Annotated in this window: 18 protein-coding genes and 2 riboswitches; of the genes, 6 read left to right on the top strand and 12 right to left on the bottom strand. The window is 69.2% G+C overall.

Going from position 1 to position 21,052, the window contains the following annotated elements; translation table 11 throughout:
• Positions 1-26 precede the first annotated feature (26 nt).
• Genes DIE21_RS10115 through cobW form a run of 3 tightly spaced genes read right to left on the bottom strand, consistent with a single transcriptional unit; the run spans position 27 to position 6,010 of the window.
• On the bottom strand, positions 27-1,109 hold the full coding sequence (locus DIE21_RS10115; RefSeq protein ID WP_124497566.1) for an ATP-binding protein: 1,083 nt from the start codon (positions 1,107-1,109) through the stop codon (positions 27-29).
• Positions 1,106-4,915 carry a cobaltochelatase subunit CobN gene (cobN, locus tag DIE21_RS10110; RefSeq protein ID WP_124497565.1) on the bottom strand — a complete coding sequence of 1,270 codons (3,810 nt, stop codon included), beginning with the start codon at positions 4,913-4,915 and terminating at the stop codon, positions 1,106-1,108. Before cobN ends, DIE21_RS10115 begins: the two co-directional genes overlap by 4 nt.
• A 6-nt stretch (positions 4,916-4,921) precedes the next feature.
• Positions 4,922-6,010 (bottom strand): cobalamin biosynthesis protein CobW, encoded by a 1,089-nt coding sequence (gene cobW, locus DIE21_RS10105; RefSeq protein WP_124497564.1) that lies wholly within the window; start codon positions 6,008-6,010, stop codon positions 4,922-4,924.
• A gap of 327 nt (positions 6,011-6,337) precedes the next feature.
• Positions 6,338-6,602, bottom strand: a riboswitch (cobalamin riboswitch).
• A 126-nt stretch (positions 6,603-6,728) separates the two neighbouring features.
• Positions 6,729-6,964: riboswitch (cobalamin riboswitch) on the top strand.
• A gap of 109 nt (positions 6,965-7,073) precedes the next feature.
• Here cobW and cobA point away from each other — a divergent pair.
• The 4 genes from cobA to DIE21_RS10085 are packed head-to-tail and all read left to right on the top strand — an operon-like array spanning position 7,074 to position 10,223.
• Positions 7,074-7,883 (top strand): uroporphyrinogen-III C-methyltransferase, encoded by an 810-nt coding sequence (gene cobA, locus DIE21_RS10100; RefSeq protein WP_124497563.1) that lies wholly within the window; start codon positions 7,074-7,076, stop codon positions 7,881-7,883.
• Positions 7,880-8,257, top strand: coding sequence for a cobalamin biosynthesis protein (locus tag DIE21_RS10095; RefSeq protein WP_124497562.1), 378 nt, complete (start codon positions 7,880-7,882; stop codon positions 8,255-8,257). Before cobA ends, DIE21_RS10095 begins: the two co-directional genes overlap by 4 nt.
• A gap of 34 nt (positions 8,258-8,291) precedes the next feature.
• On the top strand, positions 8,292-8,894 hold the full coding sequence (gene cobO / locus DIE21_RS10090; protein WP_124497561.1) for a cob(I)yrinic acid a,c-diamide adenosyltransferase: 603 nt from the start codon (positions 8,292-8,294) through the stop codon (positions 8,892-8,894).
• 3 nt (positions 8,895-8,897) lie between these two features.
• Complete coding sequence (locus tag DIE21_RS10085) at positions 8,898-10,223, top strand: cobyrinate a,c-diamide synthase (RefSeq protein ID WP_124497560.1); 1,326 nt, start codon at positions 8,898-8,900, stop codon at positions 10,221-10,223.
• Between the two features lie 68 nt (positions 10,224-10,291).
• Here DIE21_RS10085 and DIE21_RS10080 read toward each other — a convergent pair whose 3' ends face one another.
• From DIE21_RS10080 to DIE21_RS10070, 3 genes are all read right to left on the bottom strand, one after another.
• Positions 10,292-10,564: a type II toxin-antitoxin system RelE/ParE family toxin gene (locus DIE21_RS10080; protein WP_311767440.1), complete on the bottom strand. Its 273-nt coding sequence runs from the start codon at positions 10,562-10,564 to the stop codon at positions 10,292-10,294.
• Positions 10,565-10,580: 16 nt separating this feature from the next.
• A complete protein-coding gene (locus DIE21_RS10075; RefSeq protein ID WP_124497558.1) occupies positions 10,581-10,826 on the bottom strand; it encodes a type II toxin-antitoxin system ParD family antitoxin in 246 nt (81 codons plus the stop codon).
• Positions 10,827-10,945: 119 nt separating this feature from the next.
• Positions 10,946-12,109: a M20 aminoacylase family protein gene (locus tag DIE21_RS10070; RefSeq protein WP_124497557.1), complete on the bottom strand. Its 1,164-nt coding sequence runs from the start codon at positions 12,107-12,109 to the stop codon at positions 10,946-10,948.
• Positions 12,110-12,464: 355 nt separating this feature from the next.
• Between DIE21_RS10070 and DIE21_RS10065 the strand changes: the two genes are divergently transcribed.
• Positions 12,465-13,535 carry a type IV toxin-antitoxin system AbiEi family antitoxin gene (locus tag DIE21_RS10065; protein ID WP_124497624.1) on the top strand — a complete coding sequence of 357 codons (1,071 nt, stop codon included), beginning with the start codon at positions 12,465-12,467 and terminating at the stop codon, positions 13,533-13,535.
• On the top strand, positions 13,504-14,418 hold the full coding sequence (locus DIE21_RS10060) for a nucleotidyl transferase AbiEii/AbiGii toxin family protein (RefSeq protein WP_124497556.1): 915 nt from the start codon (positions 13,504-13,506) through the stop codon (positions 14,416-14,418). The genes DIE21_RS10065 and DIE21_RS10060 overlap by 32 nt, the downstream gene beginning before the upstream one ends.
• 42 nt (positions 14,419-14,460) lie before the next feature.
• Here DIE21_RS10060 and DIE21_RS10055 read toward each other — a convergent pair whose 3' ends face one another.
• From DIE21_RS10055 to DIE21_RS10030, 6 genes are all read right to left on the bottom strand, one after another.
• Complete coding sequence (locus tag DIE21_RS10055) at positions 14,461-14,889, bottom strand: PIN domain-containing protein (protein WP_124497555.1); 429 nt, start codon at positions 14,887-14,889, stop codon at positions 14,461-14,463.
• The gene (gene vapB, locus DIE21_RS10050) at positions 14,886-15,152 is read right to left on the bottom strand and encodes a type II toxin-antitoxin system VapB family antitoxin (RefSeq protein WP_124497623.1); all 267 of its coding nucleotides are present in this window, start codon (positions 15,150-15,152) and stop codon (positions 14,886-14,888) included. The genes DIE21_RS10055 and vapB overlap by 4 nt, the downstream gene beginning before the upstream one ends.
• A gap of 267 nt (positions 15,153-15,419) precedes the next feature.
• Entirely contained in the window at positions 15,420-16,436 is a 1,017-nt protein-coding gene (locus DIE21_RS10045) for a GNAT family N-acetyltransferase (RefSeq protein WP_124497554.1), read from the bottom strand.
• On the bottom strand, positions 16,436-17,275 hold the full coding sequence (locus DIE21_RS10040) for a formyltransferase family protein (protein ID WP_124497553.1): 840 nt from the start codon (positions 17,273-17,275) through the stop codon (positions 16,436-16,438). The genes DIE21_RS10045 and DIE21_RS10040 overlap by 1 nt, the downstream gene beginning before the upstream one ends.
• An 86-nt stretch (positions 17,276-17,361) precedes the next feature.
• Positions 17,362-19,617 (bottom strand): TonB-dependent siderophore receptor, encoded by a 2,256-nt coding sequence (locus tag DIE21_RS10035; RefSeq protein WP_124497552.1) that lies wholly within the window; start codon positions 19,615-19,617, stop codon positions 17,362-17,364.
• Positions 19,618-19,663: 46 nt separating this feature from the next.
• A complete protein-coding gene (locus tag DIE21_RS10030; RefSeq protein WP_124497551.1) occupies positions 19,664-21,040 on the bottom strand; it encodes a lysine N(6)-hydroxylase/L-ornithine N(5)-oxygenase family protein in 1,377 nt (458 codons plus the stop codon).
• Positions 21,041-21,052 lie beyond the last annotated feature (12 nt).

Raw genomic sequence — 21,052 nt, 5'->3', positions numbered from 1 at the left:
ATTCGCGGCGGCGTCGGCTCGATGGCTCAGCGTTTTTTTAGCGGCAGCGGCACCACGCCTTTGACGTTGCTCAGTCCGGCCGGCTCGGGCGGCAGGTAGCCCCAGTCGCCTTGCGACGCCGTCGCATCGTTGCGTGCCGCGCCCGGTCGAGCGTCGGGCTGCCGGCGCGTGTCCGGCGGCGAACGGTCGGCGCGGTCGTTGTCGCTGCGCGCTTGCGACGCGCCCGACGACGGCGGCGTACCCGCATGACGCCGATGCCGCAGCACCGCGTCGGCCACGCGTTCGACATGCGACACCGTCACCGCGTCAGCCTGCTCCAGCGCCGCGAGCGCGCGCGCGGCGCGCAGCATCACGAGGTCGGCGCGCAAGCCGTCGACGGCCGCGTCGATGCACAGCGCGCTGACGCGTGCGTGAACCGCATCGTCGAAATCCAGCGTCGACAGCCGTGCCCGCGCCGCGTGAATCCGGTCGCCGAGTCCGCGCTGCGCAGCCGCGTGACGCACTCGAAACGCGTCCGGATCGAGATCGAACGCGAGGCGCGCCTTCACGATCTGTTCGCGCCGTGCGGCGTCGAAGCAGTTCTCGAGCTCGACCATCAGCCCGAAGCGGTCGAGCAGTTGCGGGCGCAGTTCGCCCTCCTCGGGATTCATCGTGCCGACCAGCACGAAGCGCGCGTCGTGCGCGTGCGACACGCCATCGCGCTCGACCACGTTCACGCCGCTCGCGGCGACGTCGAGCAGCGTATCGACGAGCCCGTCGGCGAGCAGGTTCACTTCGTCGACGTACAGCACGCCGCGATGCGCGCGCGAGAGCAGGCCCGGCCGGAAGCGCACGCCGTTTTCAGCAAGCGCATGCGCGAGATCGAGCGTGCCCGTGACCTGTTCGTCGCTTGCCGACAGCGGCAGCGTGACGAATTCGCCTTCGGGCAGCAATTCCGCCAGCGCGCGCGCCGCGGTCGATTTCGCGGTGCCGCGCGGCCCGCTGACGAGCACGCCGCCGAGCGACGGGTCGATCGCCGCGAGCAGCAGCGCCTGCTGCAGCGGTTGCTGCGCGACCAGCGCCGCGAACGGGAACACCGCGCGTGCACGGTGCGTCGTCGGATCGGTCATCGCCGTCCCCCTTCCTGGAGTTGTTCGCTGTCGAGCCAGACCGCTTCGATCCGCTCGCGATAGTCGCCCGGCTGCTGCCACAGCCCGCGCTGCATCGCTTCGACGAAGCGTTCGCAGATGCCGTGCAGCGCCTTCGGGTTGTGTCGTTCGAGGAACGCGCGCGTGTCGTCGTCGAACAGGTACGCGTCGGCGACGAGCGCGTACTGGTGGTCCGACAGCACGCGCGCGGTCGCGTCATAGCCGTACAGGTAGTCGACGGTCGCGGCCATTTCGGCCGCGCCCTTGTAGCCGTGACGCTTCACGCCGTCGAGCCATTTCGGGTTGACGACGCGCGATCGGATCACGCGCGCGATCTCCTCGCGCAGCGTGCGCATCTTCGGCGCGACCGGGTTCGCGTGGTCGCCGTGGTAGATGCTCGGCTGTTGCCCGGACAGGTGCCGCACGGCCGCCGTCATCCCGCCCTGGAACTGGTAGTAGTCGTTCGAGTCGAGGATGTCGTGTTCGCGGCTGTCCTGGTTCTGCACGACGACGTCGATCGCCGCGAGCCGCTCGCCGAACACGTCGGGCGCGGCGTCGCCCGCGCTGTTCTGCGCGTACGCATGGCCGCCCCACCGGCGGTATGCGTCGGCAAGCTCGGCGTCGCTCTGCCAGCGGCGCTGGTCGATCAGGTCCTGCAGGCCCGCGCCGTAGCTGCCCGGCCGCGCGCCGAACACGCGCCAGCCGGCCCGACGCCGCGCTTCGTCGGGCGCCACGCCCTGCTCGATCCATTTCGCGCGTTCGCGCTCGATGCGTGCGCGGATCGGGTTCAGTTCCTCCGGCTCGTCGAGGGCGGCAACGGCCTGCACGGCCGCGTCGAACAGGTGCATCAGGTTCGGGAACGCGTCGCGGAAGAAGCCCGACACGCGCAGCGTCACGTCGATGCGCGGCCGGTCGAAGATCTCGATCGGCAGGATCTCGAAGTCGGTCACGCGATGACTGCCGTGCGCCCATTTCGGCCGCACGCCGATGAGCGCGAACGCCTGCGCGATATCGTCGCCGCCGGTGCGCATCGTGGCCGTCCCCCACACCGACAGCCCGATCGCGCGCGGATAGTCGCCATGATCCTGCAGATGGCGTTCGATCAGCTGCTGCGCGGATTTCAGCCCGAGCGACCACGCGGCCTGCGTCGGCACCGCGCGCGTATCGACCGAATAGAAGTTGCGTCCCGTCGGCAGCACGTCTGGACGGCCGCGCGACGGCGAGCCGCTCGGCCCCGGCGGCACGAAACGGCCGTCGAGTCCGCGCAGCAGCTGGCGCAGTTCCTCGCCGCCGCACGCGTCGAGCGCGGGCATCAGCGTCGCGCGCACGCGTTCGATCACCGCGAGCGTGTGCGGCCAGTCGCCGGGTGGCTGGGTGTCGATGCCTGGATCGACCGAGGCATCTGCGCACAGCCCGTCCAGCCACTGCTGCGCAAGCCGTTCGAGCCGCTCGCGCGTATCGCCCGCATGGCGCCACGGCGACGCGTCGAGCGCCTGCAGCGCGGCGGGCCGCGGGCCCGTCCACGGCGCGGCCCAGTCGGCCGCGAGCGGATCGAAATCGTCGCCGAGCGCGAGATCGCGCGCGAGCGCGGCGATCAGTCCCGCGCGCTCGCCCTTGCCGTCGCCGACCGGAAAGCGTGCGAGCGCGAGCAGCGTATCGCGCCGCTGACGATCGGCCGGCGACGCGCCGAACACGTGCAGCCCGTCGCGAATCTGCGCTTCCTTCAGTTCGCACAGCCACGCGTCGACGCGCGTCAGCAGCGCATCCTCGTCGCCCGTATCGCGCGGCGGCGACACGCTCAGCTCGTCATGCAGCCGGTGTTCGGCGATCGTCGCGAGGATCGTCTTGCGCAGCAGTTTCGCGCGCCGCGCATCGACCATCAGTGCTTCGTAGTACTCGTCGACCTGCCGTTCGAGATCCTGCAGCGGGCCGTAGTTTTCCGCGCGCGTGAGCGGCGGCATCAGGTGATCGACGATCACCGCCTGCGCGCGGCGTTTCGCCTGGCTGCCCTCGCCCGGATCGTTGACGATGAACGGATACAGGTGCGGCAGCGGCCCGAGCGTCAGGTCGGGCCAGCACGCGTCGGACAGCGCGACGCTCTTGCCCGGCAGCCATTCGAGGTTGCCGTGCTTGCCGAGGTGGATGACCGCGTCGATGCCGAACGCGTCGCGCAGCCAGAAATAGAACGCGAGGTACGCGTGCGGCGGCACGAGGTCCGCGTCGTGGTAGCTCGCATAGTCGTTCTCGTCGCGCGATCGCGACGGCTGGATGCCGACGAACACGTTGCCTGCGCGCCAGCCGGCGATCGTGAAGCGCCCCTGCCGCAGCGTCGGGTCCGCTTCAGGCGCGCCCCAGCGTGCGCTCAGCGCGTCGCGCACGGCGGCCGGCAGCCGCGCGAAATGCGCGACGTAGTCGGCCAGCGCGAAACTCTGGAACGCGGGGCGCAGTGCGCGCACGGCCGGGTCGTTGGTCACGCCTTCGGTGAGCCGCGCGATCAGCGCGTCGCCGTCGTCGGGCAGGTCGGCCACGGCATAGCCCGCATCGCGCAGCGCCGCCAGCACGCGCAGTGCGGACGCCGGCGTATCGAGCCCGACGCCGTTGCCGATCCGCCCTTCGCTTTGCGGGTAGTTCGCGAGGATCAGCGCGATGCGCTTGTCGGCATTGTCGAGCGTGCGCAGCCGGCACCAGCCGCGCGCGAGCGCCGCGACGAACGCGATCCGTTCGGCGTCCGGCTGGTAGCGCACGACGTCGACTTCGGTGTGCGGACAACGATATGCCAGCCCCTTGAAGCTCACCGCACGCGTGACGATGCGGCCGTCGACTTCAGGCAATGCGATGTGCATCGCGATGTCGCGCGCGTGCAGGCCCTGGTTGTCGGCCACCCATGCGTCGCGGTTGCCGCCGGACAGGATCACCTGCAGCACGGGCGCATCGCCGGCGAGCACGTCGGGCTCGGGACTGTCGATCGCGCCGGCCGCGAAGGCCGTGGTGTTCAGCACGAGCGCGACGCCGTGCGTGTCGCAGAGCTGGGTGATGACCTCGCGGCTCACCGCGTCCTTCAGCGACGTGACCGCGATCGGCAGCGGATTGAGCCCTTCGCGCACGAGCGCATCGGCCAGCGCGTCGAACACGGCCGTGTTCGCGGCCTGCCAGTGCGCGCGATAGAACAGGATCGCGACGACGGGCGCACCAGGCGTCCAGCGCGCCCGCCAGTCGTCGACGCTCGCCGGGTCGCGCGCCGGGTGATACAGCGCGGCGGCCGGCAGCGGGCGCGGCTGCTCGGGTTCGTCGCCGAAGCCGAGCGTATGGAATGCGATGCTGCGCAGCAACGCTTCGGCGTTGTGCATCCCGCCTTCGCGCAGGTAGCGCCACCACAGCCGGCACAGGTCGGGCGCGACCGTGCTCTTCGCGACGAGGTTCGGGTCTTCCTGCAGGTCGCCCGAGAACATCGCGAGCCGTTGCCTGCGCTTCGATGCGAGCGACACGGCCTGCTCGATCCCGTACGGCCAGTACGCCTCGCCGCCCAGATGGTCGATCACGACCGTCTTCGCATGACGCAGCACGTCGTCGACATAGAAATCGACCGACGCCGGCTGCCGCAGGAACGTGACGTTCGCGAGCCGCACGCTCGGGAAGCCGGGCGGCAGCTTCGGCACGATGCTGGCCAGCAGCGACAGCGTCGTGTCGGCCGAGCTCAGGATCACGATGTCGGCCGGCTGCTGGTCGATCCGGACGACGCCCTGCGTATCGTCGACGAAGCCGCCCGGCGTGGTGCGCAACAGATGCATCGCGCGTTACGCCTGCTGCATTTCGGCCGCGCACGCGGCATCGAACGCGCGCTGCAGCGCGGCCGCGTCGAGATCCTCGCCGATCAGCACGAAGCGGCTCGCGCGCGGCTCGCCGTCCTGCCAGCGGCGGTCGAAATAGCTGTCGAAGCGGCGGCCGACGCCCTGGATCACGAGCCGCATCGGCGCCTCGGGCAGCGCCGCGAAGCCTTTCGCGCGATAGATCGTGTGCGTCTCGACGACACGCTGCAGCGCGGCCATCGTCGCGTCGCGCGAGCCCGCATCGCCCGCCACCACCACCGAATCGAACTCGTCGTGATGGTGGTCGTGATCGCCGTCGTCGGCCGAGCCGTGATGGTCGTGCCGCAGGTGGATCGTTTCCTCCGACGCCGACTCGAGCCCGAGCAGCATCGCGAGGTCCAGTTCGCCGCGCGTCGCGCGCACGATCTTCACCTGCGGGGGAATTTCCTCGCGGATCGCGGCTTCGATCTCGGCGAACTGCGCATCGGCGACGAGGTCGGCCTTGTTCACGATCACGAGATCGGCGGACGACAGCTGGTCGGCGAACAGTTCGTGCAGCGGCGATTCGTGGTCGAGGTTCGGATCGGCGCGACGCTGCGCGTCGACGGCCTGCGGGTTCTCGGCGAACTGGCCGCTCGCGGCAGCCGGGCCGTCGACGACGGTCACGACCGCGTCGACCGTGAAGCTGTTGCGGATCGTCGGCCAGTTGAAGGCCTGCACGAGCGGCTTCGGCAGCGCGAGGCCGGACGTCTCGATCAGCACGTGATCGATGTCGGCGCGGCGCTCGACGAGCGCTTCCATCACCGGATAGAACTCCTCCTGCACGGTGCAGCACAGGCAGCCGTTCGCGAGTTCGTACAGCTGGCCCGACGCTTCGCCCTGCGCGCCCTCCGTATCCTCGCAGCCGATGCCGCAGCCCTTGAGGATTTCGCCGTCGATGCCGAGCTCGCCGAATTCGTTGACGATCACCGCGATGCGGCGGCCTTCGGCATGCTGCAGGATGTGGCGCATCAGCGTGGTCTTGCCGCTGCCGAGAAAGCCCGTGACGATCGTGACGGGAAGCTTGCGTAGGGTCATGGTAGGTCCTGTGGCGAAAATGGAATCAGGCCGGGATCGTCGCGTCGAATGCGGCGCGGCATGTCATCTGGCGGATCGCGGGGATGTCGCGGCTCGGTCCGGACGGACGGCTGCGCAACGGACGGCACGACGAATCGGACATGACGCTTCCTTGCGAACGGTCGACATGGTGAATGCCAACACGGCCGCCGGCCCTGCCCGCGCCGCCTGCCGTTCTCCGTTCGGGTCCGCGCACGTGCATGCGACGGACGGATCGGCGGAGAAAGCGGGAAACGCTCGGGCGTCGGGCGTGCTGCGGCCGTGGACGATGCGCCGCCTCCCCGCGGCGCTGAACCCCAACGTTTCGGCCGGTATCCGGGCTGACGAACACGCCGCTTCGCCTTCCCGGATGCACGGCATCCAGTGGCAGTCGTCCGCATGCGGCGGGCATGCGGCGAAGCGGCGCTGCGTGGCGCTTGCGCGCGACGCGTTCGCTTACCGTTGCGGGGGCAGCACAGGTTGGCTCGACTGCGGCGCAGGCGGGCTCCCTGTTTCCCGTTTAACTGCGCGCGCCGGAGGAGCGCGCGCGAGCACCAAAACGCGTGCGAGTGTAGGCGGCGGTGCCGGGAGCGTCAAGGCGGAACGAGCTGCCGCGGGGTGTTCGGCATGGCCGCGGCGCCGCATCCGGGGCCACATCCGGCGCCCGCGCGGCGGGTTCGCGCGGGCCGGCCGCTGTGCTATCGTATGCGCCGCGTTCGGTGCTCGCGTGCGCATTCCGCGCACGCAGTTAAACGGGAAACAGGAGGCGGAAGTCCGGCCGGCCTGTGCTGTCCCCGCAACGGTACGCCGCCCGCGCGCCGCGGTTCCCCCGCACGCGCCCAGGCCGCCCGCGATGCCACTGCCCTTCAGCGGGCGGGAAGGCTGCGGCCTGGCAAGCGGCCAGCCCGGATACCGGCCGACGCAAGGGGCGAGCCCGATGCTCGCCGAACGCCCGATCCGCGGGGGACGGATGGGATGCGCATTCCGCCCGCGCTTGCGCGGGCTTCGCTCGATCCGTCATGCATTGCCTGTCCGCCGGCCGCCGATGTGCCGCTCGCTGTCCCCTTTCCACTGCCACGACACGGTGCGCGCCGTGCCGCGTCCGATGAGCCGCGCATGGCTCGTCGGCGCCGGCCCCGGCGACGCCGATCTGCTGACGCTGAAGGCCGTGCGCGCGATCGCCGCGGCCGACGTGCTGCTCGTCGACGATCTCGTGAACCCCGACGTATTGCGCCACGCGCGTGCCGACGCACGCATCGAGCACGTCGGCAAGCGCGGCGGCCATGCCTCGACGCCGCAGGAAACGATCGTCGCCGCGATGCTCGCGCATCTGCGCGCGGGCCGCAGCGTCGCGCGGCTCAAGGGTGGCGATCCGTTCGTGTTCGGCCGCGGCGGCGAGGAACTGCTCGCGCTCGGCGCGGCCGGTTTTCCGGTCGAGGTCGTCAACGGCATCACGGCCGGTATCGCCGCGCCGGCCGCGCTCGGCATTCCGGTCACGCATCGCGGCGACGCGCAGGGCGTGATCTTCGTCACGGGCCACGGCGCGGGCGCGGACGAACCCGACTGGCGCGCGCTCGCCGCGACGCGGATGACGATCGTGATCTACATGGGCATTCGCCGGCTCGACGCGATCGCGGCCGCACTGCGTCACGGCGGCCTGGCCGGCGACACGCCGTGCGCGGCGATCGAGAACGCCACGCGTGACGGCCAGCGCCACGTGCTCGCGACGCTCGACACGATCGTCGAACGGGTGGGCGCAACCGGCATCGGTTCACCGGCGATCGTCGTGATCGGCCGCGTCGCGGCGCTCGCCGGCGATCCCGCGGTGCGCGCGGCGCTCGGCGGCCGCGCATGATGCGCGTCGCGCTCGGCGTCGGTTTCCGCACGGGCGTGACGGCCGCGCAACTCGATGCCGCGATCCGCGCGGCGCTGGCATGCTACCCGGACACCGAGCCGGCCGTCGTCGCCACGCTCGCCGACAAGGCGCGTGCCCGGCCGCTGCGCACGCTGTGCGCACGGCGCGGCTGGCCGCTCGTCGCGTTCGACGCGGCGCAGCTCGCGCATTGCCCCGAACCGGCGTTGAGCGGCCCGTCGGCCGCCGCGCTCGCGCGTTTCGGCGTCGCGGGCGTGGCCGAGCCGTGCGCGCAGCTCGCGGCGCCGCATGGCCGGCTGCTCGGCCCCAAATCCATCCGGGACGGCGTGACGGTCGCGCTCGCCGGCCCGCTCTGAACCCTTTGTTTCGCTTTCGACAGGACGATTCCCGATGAAGACCGATGCCGAATCCCATCAGCGGATGACCGAACGCCGCCGCGCCGGCCATGAAAAGAAGCAGGCTGCCGCCACCCAGGAAAAGGGCCTGCTGATCGTCAACACCGGCAACGGCAAGGGCAAGAGCACGGCCGCGTTCGGCATGGCCGTGCGCGTGCTCGGCCATGGCATGCGGCTCGGCGTCGTGCAGTTCATCAAGGGCGCGCTGCACACGTCCGAGCGCGACTTCCTCGGCGCGGTCGCGGAATGCGACTTCGTGACGATGGGCGACGGCTATACGTGGAACACGCAGAACCGCGACGCCGACATCGCGACCGCGCGCAAGGGCTGGGACGAGGCGCGCCGGATGATCGAAAGCGGCGAGTACCGGATGGTGATCCTCGACGAGCTGAACACCGTGCTGAAGTACGAATACCTGCCGCTCGACGAAGTGCTCGCGACGCTCGTCGCGCGGCCGGATTCGGTGCACGTCGTCGTCACCGGCCGGCATGCGCCCGATGCGCTGATCGATGCGGCCGACCTCGTCACCGAAATGAGGCTCGTCAAGCATCCGTACAAGGAGCAAGGCGTGAAGGCCCAGCGCGGCGTGGAGTTCTGACCGATGCCGGCCTGCCCCGCGCTGTTCGTCAGCGCGCCCGCGTCCGGCCAGGGCAAGACGTCGGTGACGGCCGGACTCGCGCGGCTGCACCGCCGGCTCGGCCGGCGCGTGCGGGTGTTCAAGACCGGGCCGGACTTTCTCGACCCGATGCTGCTCGCGCGCGCGAGCGGCGCGCCCGTGCACGCGCTCGATCTCGGGATGGTCGGTGAAGCCGGCTGCCGCGCGCTGCTCGCCGAGGCCGCGCGCGACGCGGACCTGATCCTGATCGAAGGCGTGATGGGGTTGTTCGACGGCACGCCGAGCAGCGCCGATCTCGCGGCGGCGTTCGGCGTGCCGGTCGTCGCGGTGATTTCCGCGAAGGCGATGGCGCAGACGTTCGCGGCGGTCGCGTTCGGGCTCGCCCGGTTCCGGCCGGAGGTGCCGTTTCACGGCGTGCTCGCGAACCGCGTCGGGTCGCCGCGACACGCGGAACTGTTGCGGCAGGCGCTGCCGGACGACTTGCGCTGGCTCGGGCACGTGCCGGCCGATGCGGGCATCGCGCTGCCGGAACGGCATCTCGGCCTGCACCAGCCGGCCGACATCGGCGACCTCGATGCGCGGCTCGATCGTGCGGCCGACGTGCTCGCGCAGACGGCGCTCGCCGAATTGCCGCCGGCCGTCTCGTTCGCGGAACCGGACGTCCGCACCCCGCTGCCGCGCGCGCTTGCCGGCAAGCGGATCGCGATCGCGCGCGATGCGGCGTTCTCGTTCATCTATCCGGCCAATCTCGCGCTGCTCGATGCGCTGGGTGCGCAACTGCGGTTCTTTTCCCCGCTTGCCGACGAACCCGTGCCCGGCGAGTGCGACGCGCTGTTCCTGCCGGGCGGGTATCCGGAACTGCATGCGGCGACGCTCGCGGCGAATGCCGTGACCGCGCGGACGATTCGCGCACACGCGGCGGCCGGCCGGCCGATCGTCGCGGAATGCGGGGGCATGGTGTATCTGTGCGAGTCGCTGACCGACGTGGATGGCGCGACGACGCCGATGCTCGGGCTGCTGTCAGGCCATGCGACGATGCAGCGCCGGTTCGCGGCGCTCGGGATGCAGCAGCTGGATACGCGCACCGGGCCGATGCGCGGCCATACGTTTCATTATTCGCGGCTCGACACGCCGCTGGTGCCGGTGGCGGCCGCCGCCCGGCCCGATGGGGCGCACGGCAGCGGCGAGGCCGTTTATCGCGCGGGTTCGATCGTCGCGACGTACATGCACATGTACTGGCCGTCGAATCCGGAGGCGGCGGTGGCGTTGTTCAGTGGGGACGTGTTCCAGTTCGGCACATGCCGCAATTGAACCGAGACGGCACGTCATACCGGAATTGCGGGCCGTTTCGACGTGATCGCACTGCGCGGTGCGCGCGATTACAGATGCCGCTCGAGGTCCATTCGCTGATGCAGAATCCGGATTACATCGAGCGAGTCGTCCGTTTCGCGATAGAACACGACGTGTGAGCTCACTGCGTACCGGCAATAGCCGTCGCGAACAACGCAAGTCCGGCCGACCTTTTCGCCGCGCGCCAGCGCTTCCATGGTTGCAATCAGATCGCGGTGGTAGTGGTCTGCCTGCCCGATCGACCCATGCTCGGCGGTATAGCGCCAAATGTCTTCGAGATCGAGTTCGGCCAGTGGGGTCAATTGAAGCTGTCGACCCTTAACCGCCATGCGATCCCCGCATGCGCGTCAGGAACGCCTCGCTATCGAATGGCTTGGGCGCTCCCGAGGCTTCACCGGCCTTCAACGCTTCTTGCAACGCACGCACCTGCGTTTCGTGTGACTCGAGGAGCCGCAAACCAGCCCGTACGACATCGCTTGCAGAGCCATATCGCCCGGATTGCACTTGAGCATCGACGAATTCGGCAAAGTGGTCACCAAGGGAAACGGATGTGTTTCGGGGCATGGATCACCTCCTTTTCAAGGCAATTATCATGTACCAAAATTTGGTACATATTGCATTCGGCTGCCGGAACGGCTTACCGATGCCCGGCCCCGGCCCCGGACCTCACGCCGCACACTCCGTCACACCAGAAACGTCTCGGCCAGCTTGACCCAGTACGACGCGCCGGTCGGCAGCGCCGCGTCGTTGAAGTCGTAGCCGGGGTTGTGCACCATGCAGCCGCCCTCCCCGTCGCCGTTGCCGATGATCAGGTAGCAGCCCGGCCGCCGTTCGAGCAGGAACGCGAAATCCTCGCTGCCGGTGAGCGGCACCATCCCGTCGATCAGGTGCGCTTCGCCGACCCACTCGCGCGCGACGCCGCGTGCGAACGCGGTCATCTCCGCATCGTTGACGAGCACCGGGTAGCGGCGCTGGTAGTCGATCGTCGCGGTCGCGCCGAACACGGCCGCCTGCGCATGAACGACTTCCTGGATGCGCGTCTCGAGCAGGTCGCGCACCTCGGGCTTCAGCGCGCGCACGGACAGGCGCATCTGCGCGCGATCGGGAATCACGTTCGGCGCCTCGCCCGCGTGGATCGCGCCGACCGTGACGATCGCCATGTCGAGCGGCGACACGTTGCGCGACACGATCGTCTGCAGCGCGATGACGATCTGCGCGCACACGACGACGGGGTCGATCGCCTTGTGCGGCACCGCGCCGTGGCCGCCGCGCCCCTGCACGTCGACGATCACGGTATCCGACGACGCCATGAACGGCCCCGGCAGGAAACCGAACTTGCCCGTCGGGAAGCCCGGCATGTTGTGCATCGCGAAGATCGCGTCGCACGGGAACTGCTCGAACAGCCCGTCGTCGAGCATTTTCTTCGCGCCGCCGAGCCCTTCCTCGGCCGGCTGAAAAATCAGGTTCAGCGTGCCGGAAAAGCGTCGCTCGCGCGCCAGGTGCTTCGCGGCCGCGAGCAGCATCGCCGTGTGGCCGTCGTGGCCGCACGCATGCATCTTGCCGGGGATCGTGCTCTGGTACGGCAGGCCGGTCGACTCGTGGATCGGCAGCGCGTCCATGTCGGCGCGCAAGCCGAGACGCTGCGTGCCGTTGCCGATCTTCATCTGCGCGACCACCCCCGTGCCGCCGAGCCCGCGATGCACCGCGTAGCCCCATGCCTGCAACTGCTCGGCAACGAGGTCGCTCGTCGCGAATTCCTCGAAGCCCAGTTCGGGGTGGGCATGAATGCGGTGCCGGATCTCGATCATTTCGTCGGCGAGGCCTGCGGGGATCACGCTGTGCGTCACGGTGTCGTCTCCTGGGTTCGGTGGGGAATGTGCAGGCAAGGATAGTCCGTTGGGCAGCAACCGGACAGACAGAAAGTCGTCGCGGTGGCAACCTGGAGTTGCCGGTCGATCACGGCGGCACATGACGCATCGCACGGCGGGCGAAAACCAGCCATCCGGGCGACTGCCGCGCAAGACCGGAATTCGCGACACCGCGTGTTCAGTCTCGATTCTGCAGGGGGAGCGTTCGTTGATTGCCGTTCAACATTCCGGAATAATTCCTCTATATCAACGGGTTAAGAAAATTTGTTCATTTTTTGACTGGTGTACATTTTTTGTGTACGCTGATGAAAAAGTGAACAAGCGACCCGCCCTGATGCCCGAGAACGCCACCCTGCCGATAGCGGAACAGCACGTGCTCGACGAAGCCTGCACCGCGTTCGAACGCGCGACCCGGCGCTTCGACGCACGGCCCGTGCGCGTGCCGGTCGCATACACCGCGCACGCCGACGCGATGATCCGCTTCCGCATTGCCGGGCAGACCTTCGAGATGCCGGCGGCCGTGAGCATCGGTGTCGATTCGGTGCAGGACGCGCGCGCGGCGCTGCGGCGCCGCGGCGGCGCCCCGCTGCCCGGCGAGCGGCCGCTGATGCTGGTCGCGCCGTACGTGTCGGCCGAACTGGCCGCCCGCCTGACCGATCAAGGCATCCCGTTCCTCGATACCGCCGGCAATGCGAGCCTGATCCAGCCGGAGGCAACCGTGCTGATCTCCGGCCGGCCGAAACCCGCCCGCACGCCGCGCCGGCAGGCGTCGCGCGCGACGACGCCCAAGGGGCTCGCCGTGATGTTCGCGCTCGCGACGCAGCCGGGCCTCGTCGCGCAACCGTACCGGGCGATCGCCGCCGCGTCGGGCGTCGCGCTCGGCACGGTCAATCTCGCCATGGACGACCTGCTCGCGCGCGGCCTCGTCGCGCAGCGGCGCAATGGCGAGCGCCTGATGCCCGACTGGCCGCGCTTCATGCAGGAATGGGTCGCGCTGTATCCGAGCCGCCTGCGCGCGAAACTGCCGGCCCGGCGATTTGCCGCCGTCGCGCCCGACTGGTGGCGCACCTTCGATTTCGCGGCATTCGATGCGCGGCTCGGCGGCGAACCGGCGGCCGACCTGCTGACGCACGACCTGAAGCCGGCCGCGGTCACCGTCTATACGCACGGCGCCGTGTCGAGCCGCCTGCTGCTCCAGGCGCGCCTGCGCCCGGACGAGCGCGGCGACGTCGAGCTGCTCGAAGCGTTCTGGCCGCCGTCGCCGGCGCTCGACTGGCGCGAGCAGGACGTGCCGCTCGTGCCGCCGCTGCTGATCTATGCGGATCTCGTCTCGTCAGGAGACAGCCGCAATCTTGCCGCCGCCGAACACATCCATGACCGATACCTCGCCCGCCCGCCCGCTTGAACCGCTTGAAGTCGACGCGCGCCGGCCGCTCGAGCCGGCGGCGGTCGCGCTGCTGCAGGCGGTCGGTGCCGCCTGCGCGCGGCTCGACACGGCATTCGTCGTCGCCGGCGCAACCGCGCGCGACATCCTGATGTGGCATGTCCACGGCATCCGGCCGGTGCGTGCGACGCGGGACGTCGACGTCGCCGTGTGCGCGGTGAGCTGGCCGTTTCACGAGCGGCTCGTCGATGCGCTCGTCGCGACCAGGCAATTCGCGCGCGCGCCGAAGCATCAGCAGACCCTGCTGTTCGACAGCGGGACGCGAGGGTTTCGCACGGCGCTCGATCTCGTGCCGTTCGGGCCGCTCGAAGCACCGCCCGGCGAGATCACGTGGCCGCCGCTCGGCGATTTCGTGCTGAACGTGCTGGGCTTTCAGGAGGCGGTCGATACGGCGCTCGCCGTGTCGATCGCCACCGGCATCGCGGTGCCGGTGGCGAGCCTGCCGGCGCTTGCGCTGCTGAAGTTGCTTGCGTGGAAGGACCGGCGCGCGCGCCAGAACAGCGACGCGTACGACCTGCTGTTCCTGCTCACGCATTTTCACGACGCGGGCAATCGCGAGCGCATCTGGGACGTCGCGCCCGATCTGCTCGAACGGCACGGCTTCCAGCCGGAGCTGGCGGCGGCGGCGCTGCTGGCGCGCGAGGCGAAGCGGATTGCTTCGCCGCAGACGCACGATGCGATCCGCGCGCTGTTATCTGACGACGCGACTTACGCGACGCTCGGGCAGGATCTGCAGGCCCGCGCGTTCGCGCTGCTGCCGGGTGAATTCAGCGATGACGCCGACCGGTATCTCGACGCGTTCCGCGGCGCTTTCCTCGCGGATCCGCCCGTGCCCCGCACATGATGTGCGACCGCGCGACAGCAACGCCATCGCGCATTCACAGCCCTAGCCCTGGGCCGAGGCCGCCCAGTCTTCGAGCGACAACCCCGCGACGCGGCTGAATTCGCGACGATTGTTCGTGACGAGCACGGCACCGGCCGCGATCGCGTGACCGGCGATCGACGCATCGTTCGCGCCGATCGGTGTGCCACGTGCGGCAAGGTCGACGCGAATCGCGGCCGTCGCATCGACCGCCGCGGCATCCCACGACAGCACACCGTCCAGCCGCGCGACAAAGGCCGTGACGAGTTCCGCATGCTTCGGCGATGCCTTTCTGCCGACCGCGCCGAACCGCATTTCGGCATAGGTGATCGCCGACACGACGATCCGGTGCTGCGCATTGACGCACGACTGCAACCGGGACAACACCACGGGCGGCCGCTCGCGCATGATGAACGAACAGATGTTCGTATCGAGCATGTAGAGCGTGGTCACCGGCGCGACTCCGGCGGTGCGTCGTTATCGGCACCGGACAGGTCGAAACGGCCGGATTCGACGACAGCCGGGCGCTCGACGAGGAAATCGGCATCGGCCAGCGGTTCACTTGCGAACGACAGCCACGTCGGCCGCACCGGACGCAGCAGCAGCGTGTCGCCCTCGCGGCGGATTTCGAGTTCCGTCACACCCTCGAATTCCATGTCCTTCGGGATGCGGATTGCCTGGTTACGGGCGTTCTTGAAAATGGAAACGGTGCGCATGAGCCACTCCATGGGAGTACGATGCGCCCATTCTAGGCATATGCCGGCATATGTCAATGTCGGGGAGCATGGATCGGGGATCGCGCCCGATGCCGTCGCGGGGGTGCTTGCCATGTCGTCACGACCAGTCTGCGATGAGGGAGCGGTCCATTCTTCCTCATGCTGCTCGCCCGATCCATATCCCGAACGGCCGATGCCCGCCCTTCTCGCCGCGCGAAACGTCGACGCTTGCAAATCGGCGCATCGACGCTTCGCGCCCCCGTCCCGTCACGGCAACCGGAAAGTGTCGAAGAATGTCTCGCGCTCCATCACGGTGAGCGCCGCGCGCTTGTGCGGGAAGTCGAACTCCTTCAGCGTATGGAACCCGAGCCGGTGCATGTACGCGATATGCCGCACGTGATCGACGCGCGGCTCGCCGACGAGCCGCTGCGTGCGCGGTTCGTCGACGAACATGTAGTGCAGCACCCCGCTCCACCACGCATGCAGCTTGCCCGCGCTCTGGAAGCGCGAGTCGCCGATCAGCAGGTGCAGCCCGCGATCGTGGTCGTGCGCGTCGTAGAACGGCGCGAGGCGGTCCTCCTTCGCCCAGTAGAACTCGAAATACCCGAACGGCGTGTCGTCGAAATAGCCGATCATCGGATGCATGTGCGGATCGGCAAGCCGCTCCGCGAGATACGCGGCGTGCTCGTCGAGCGTGCCGCGCTGATCCCAGAAATGCGCGACGCGATCGAGGTTCATCCAGTCGCTGAACAGCTGCGCATGGGCATCGATGTCGACGGTGCGCAGGCTGAACGTCATCCCGACCTGCGGCATGTAGCGCGCATAGATCTCGCCGGCCGGCGACGGCGGCCGCACCGGATGCCGATGGCCGTTCGTGATCGTGTAGCGCAGCGGCATCCCGCCCGACGCGGGCGCCTTCAGCCACGGCTGCGGGTTCTGCCAGAACGTTGCGCGCGATGCGCTCAGGCGCAACCGGTCGCCCGCGACCTGCGCGCCGTCGATCACGCCTTCGCGCACCGCGCGGTCGACGTACGACGCGACGGCCGCCCGATCGGCGCCGCCGAGCGGCACCGACACCGTCGCCGCGTCGTGCCGCGTGTCGGTGTTGAACAGTGCGACGAATGCCGCGAGCAGCGCGGCCGGCGGATCATCGGGCCGCCACGAATCGAGCGTGCGCTCGGCGGCGGGCGTCGCCGGCCCGTGCGCGGCGCCGTCAAGTGCCGCGGCCACCTCGCCTTCGACGGCGTCTGCCGTGCGCGCCGGCTTCGTCATCGTGTCTTCCATCACAGTGCTCCCGCGTCGTGGCGGTCGGCGAGGATGTGCAGCCCTCGCTCGAGCGCCGGAAACAGGCTGCGCTGGAAGTTGTTCCAGCGCAGTTCGAGAATCGTGTCGTCCGGCGCGATCGGTGTGTCGAGCACGTCGCAGATCACCTCGCCGGAATCGATGCCGTTGTCGACGTAATGGAACGACGCGCCCGTCATCGTCACGGGTTCGACGCGCGACGTCGCGCCGCTCGCCCAGTCGACCCGTTCGCCGCGCGCGCCGTGCAGCGCGTCGAGCGTCGCCCATGCGCCGCGCCGCTGGTACGGCGAATCGTCGGCCGTGATGCCGGGGTGGATGTTCGCGATGCGGCGGTGAAAGCGCGCGCCGGGACGCACGAGTTCGTCGAGGATCACGAGCAGCCCGTCGAGCACCACCACGTCGGCGTCGAGTTCGAGCAGGCGTTCGAGCAGGCGGCGCTCGAACGCCTGCTTGCCGGTCACGCGCTCGCGCGCGTCGCGCGGCAGCCGGCGGTACGTCGACGCAATCGTGCAGAACAGTTCGTCGACCGGCCGGCCCTGCACGGTCAGCCCGTCGGGCAGAATCCACGGGCGGCCCGGCGTGCGCGTGAAGCCGTAGTCGGCGACCTTCGCTCGATCGGCCGGCGAGCCTTCGTCGTCGTCGACGATCACGCCTTTCAGCGTATAGCGTTCGCCGAGCGGCGAATCGTTCAGGCGCTCGACGAGGAATTCGAGCGGCGCCTTCATGTAGCGCGTGCCGCCCTGGTAAGCGACCGGCTGGCCGGCGCGATCGGCCGCGCCGTTGCGCAGCGACTGGATGTAGACGAGATTTTTCTTCGGCATGGAGGCGTCGTGGAAAAAGCGGACGACGGCGCCGCGGCCCGCCCGCGCCGGCCCGAAGGCCGGCCGGCGCGCCGCGGCGCGCGGCGTCACCAGTTGTATTTCGCGGTGGCGATCACCGTGCGGTCGGTACCGAAAATGCAGACGCTCGTCGACTGGCAACCGCTGATGTAGTGGCGGTTGAACAGGTTCGTCCCGTTCACGGCAAAGCGCCAGTTACGCGTGTCGTAGTGCACGCCCGCGTCGAACAGCGTGTAGCTCGCGACCGTCAGCGAGTTGTCCGCCGCACCGGCCGACGCACTCTGGTAACGGACGCCGCCGCCCAGGCCGAAGCCCGTGAGCGGCCCCGTGTGCCACGTCCAGTCCGCCCACAGCGACGCCATCTGGCGCGGGCGCGGAATGTCGACCGGCCAGTTGTTCAGCGACGCGTCGTTCGCCTTCACGTTCTTCACGTCCTGGTAGACGTAGGACGCGATCAGCGACAGGTTCCGCGTGAGCTTGCCGGTCGCGTTCAGCTCAATCCCGCGCGAACGCACTTCGCCGGTCTGGACCGACGTCGTGCCGGTCGGGTCGAGATTCGTCGGCGTCGGCGTGAGCACGTTGGTCTGGTTGATCTGGTAGATCGCCGCGCTCAGCATCAGGTTCCGGCCGGGCGGCTGCCAGCGCAGGCCGGCCTCGATCTGCTTGCCGCGTGTCGGCTGCGGCAGGCCGCCGCCGTACAGGTTCACGCCGATCAGCGGGTTGAACGACGTCGCGTAGCTGATGTACGGCGACAGCCCGTAGTCGCCCTGGTACGTGAGGCCCACGCGGCCGGTGAACGCCGTGACGTCGGCCTTCGACTGCGTGCCGCCCTCGCGATCGTCCATCCGCTGGTTGACCCAGTCCTCACGGCCGCCGAGCGTCAGCGTCCAGCGGTTCCACTTGACCTGGTCCTGCACGTAGAGCCCGAACGTGTTCATCGTCGTGTACGTGTTGGTGCGGTACGTCGTGTTAGGCGGCGAGAACACGGACAGCGTGACCGGCGTGTAGACCGGGTTGTAGATGTTCAGCGTCGATGCGGCGGCGAGCCATTCGCTGTCGGTCGCGGTCTGCCGGTTGTACTGGAAGCCGAGCAGCAGCGTGTGCTCGAGCGGCCCCGTGCCGAACCGGCCCTGCAGGTTGTTGTCGATGTCGAAGCGGCTGTAGTTCGTCTGGAACACGCCGGCCCAGCGGTTGATGTCGGTCAGGCTGCCGTCCGCGAAGCCCGCGCCGAACACCGACCCGTTGTCGAGCGACAGGTGCATCCAGCGCACGTTCTGCCGGAACGTCCACATCGAATTCAGGTTCCGCTCGAACTGGTAGCCGAGCGACCACTGCTTCTTGCGGTAGTAGTTGAAATTCGGGTCGCCGCCGTACACGTCCTTGTCGAGCTGCCCGTTCGGGTTCGGCAGCACCGTGCCTTGCGCCGGCAGGAAGTTCGACGAGATGTCGCCCCAGTCCTGCAGGTACGTGGCCGACAGCGTCAGCGACGTATCCGCGTCCGGGCGCCAGCGGAACGACGGCGCGAGCGCGACGCGCTGGTCGTTGTTCGGCCCCGTCAGCGCGTTGCCGTCGCGTGCGACGCCGACGAACCGGTACGCATACTTGCCGTCCGCGTCGAGCTTGTCGCCGACGTCGATCATGAACTGCTTGCGCGCATAGTTGCCGAACTGCACGCCGGCTTCGCGCACGCGCTCGCCGTCGGCCGTCTTGGTCTGCACGTCGATGATCGCGCCCGGGTCGCCCGCGCCGTACAGCACCGACGTCGGCCCGCGCAGCACGGTGATGCTGTCGATCATGTACGGATCGACGCGCCAGCTCGACAGGTTCAGCGTGTTCGGCACCTGCAGGCCGTTCACGTAGGCGGTCGGCGTGAAGCCGCGCAGCGCCGCGTACCAGTCGGAACGGTTGTCCGAGCCGTACGACGAGAAGCCCGGCACGTAGCGCAGTGCCGCGTTCACGTCGGTCGCGCCGGTCATCTCGATCTGCTGCGCGGTGACGACGTTGATCGTCTGCGGGATTTCATTGATCGACGTATCGGTCTTGGTGCCGGTCCTGCTGCGCTTCGCGACGAGACCGACCGTGCCGTCTCCTTCCGAGCCCGCGTTGACGTTGATCGCCGGCAGCGTGCCGGTCGCCGAGCCGCTCGGCGCGCCGGTCGACGCATTGTCCGCCGCGCCGTTGCGTGCATTGCTGCTGGCCGGCGCCGCGGCGCCTGCGTTCACGGCCGGCGCCGTCTGGGCGAATGCGTGCCCTGCCGCCATCCCGAACGCCACGCTTGCCGCGGCTGCGATCGCACGCAAACGCGTGCCTGTTGCCCACTCCATCTTTCTCTGCTCCACTTTTTTGATGCGGTCCCCGACCGCGCCTTTGTCAAAGAGCGAAAGCCATGCGGCCCGCGCTCGCCCCGTCTTGATGTCGTTGTTCATGCAGTGCCCGGGCCGCGCCATCGTCATGGGCGGGCGCGATCCCTTCCTCGAGCGACGCGCAGATCTCGTCCGCGCGGCGCGCCAGGACCGACAGCAGCGTGTCGGACAGGCCGTGGCTGTCTTCGCAGCAGCCTTGCAGGTAGATGCGCGGCGCGAAGTGCTCGGGCGTCGCGAGCAGGTAGTCGCGCGTGACGTCACCGCGCGTGAGCGCATCGCCGAGATGCGGCGCGAGTCCTTCGAGCAGCGTCGAATGCGTGTCGCGCCGGTAGCCGGTCGCGAGCACGAGCGCATCGAAGCGTTCGACACGCGTCGTGCCGTTCATCCGGTCGCGCAGCGTCAGTTCGATGCAGCCGTCGGCGGTGCGCACCGCGGCTTCGATCGCGCTGTTCGCGAGCAGCGCATGACGCGGCGTGCCGTCGATGCGCTGCAGATACAGCATTTCGTAGATCTGCTCGATCAGCGGCCGGTCGACCACCGCGTAGTTGGTGTCGCGGTAGCGCTCGAGCAGCGCGCGGCGTGCATCGTGCGGCTGCGCGTAGACGACGTCGGTGAACTCGGGACTGAAGATCTCGTTGACGAACGGACTGTCGTCGGCCGGCTTCAGCGCGCCCGCGCGCATCACGAGGCTCGCGTCGACGTGCGGGAAGCGGCGCGCGAGGTCGATGAACACCTCGGCCGCGCTCTGCCCCGCGCCGATCACCGCGACGCGGCGGCGCGCGCCGTCCGGCGACGCGGCCAGGCGGTCGATGTCGGTCAGGTACGACGACGAATGGATCACGCGATCGCGGCCGAGCGCGGCGAACGCGTCCGGCACCGCCGGCGTGCCGCCGACGCCGACCGACAGCGCGCGCGTCACGCGCTGGCGCTCATGGCCGGCCGCGTCGCGCGACACCACGCGCAGCGCATCGATCCGCGCGCCTTCGCCGCGCACGGGTTCGATGGCCGTGACGGTCTCGCTGTAATGGACGTGCTCGTCGAACGCGTCGGCGACCCAGCTCAGGTAGTCGTGGAATTCGACACGGGTCGGATAGAAGTTCTTCAGGTTGACGAATTCGTTCAGCCGGCCGCGTTCGAACAGGTAGTTGATGAACGTATAGCGGCTTTTCGGATCGCGCATCGTGACGAGATCCTTCAGAAACGAGATCTGCATCCGGCAGTCGTCGAGCAGCATCCCGCGATGCCAGCCGAAATCCGGCTGCCGTTCGATGAAGCATCGGGCGAGCGGGCGCGCCGCACGCCGCTCCTCGAGGCGCACGGCCAGCGCCAGATTCGACGGCCCGAAGCCGACGCCGATCAGGTCGAATACGGTTTCTCTCTGCATGTCTCTCAGCTC

This window comes from Burkholderia sp. Bp9140, assembly GCF_003853425.1.
Lineage (GTDB): Bacteria > Pseudomonadota > Gammaproteobacteria > Burkholderiales > Burkholderiaceae > Burkholderia.
This window is presented reverse-complemented; position numbering and strand designations above follow the sequence as displayed.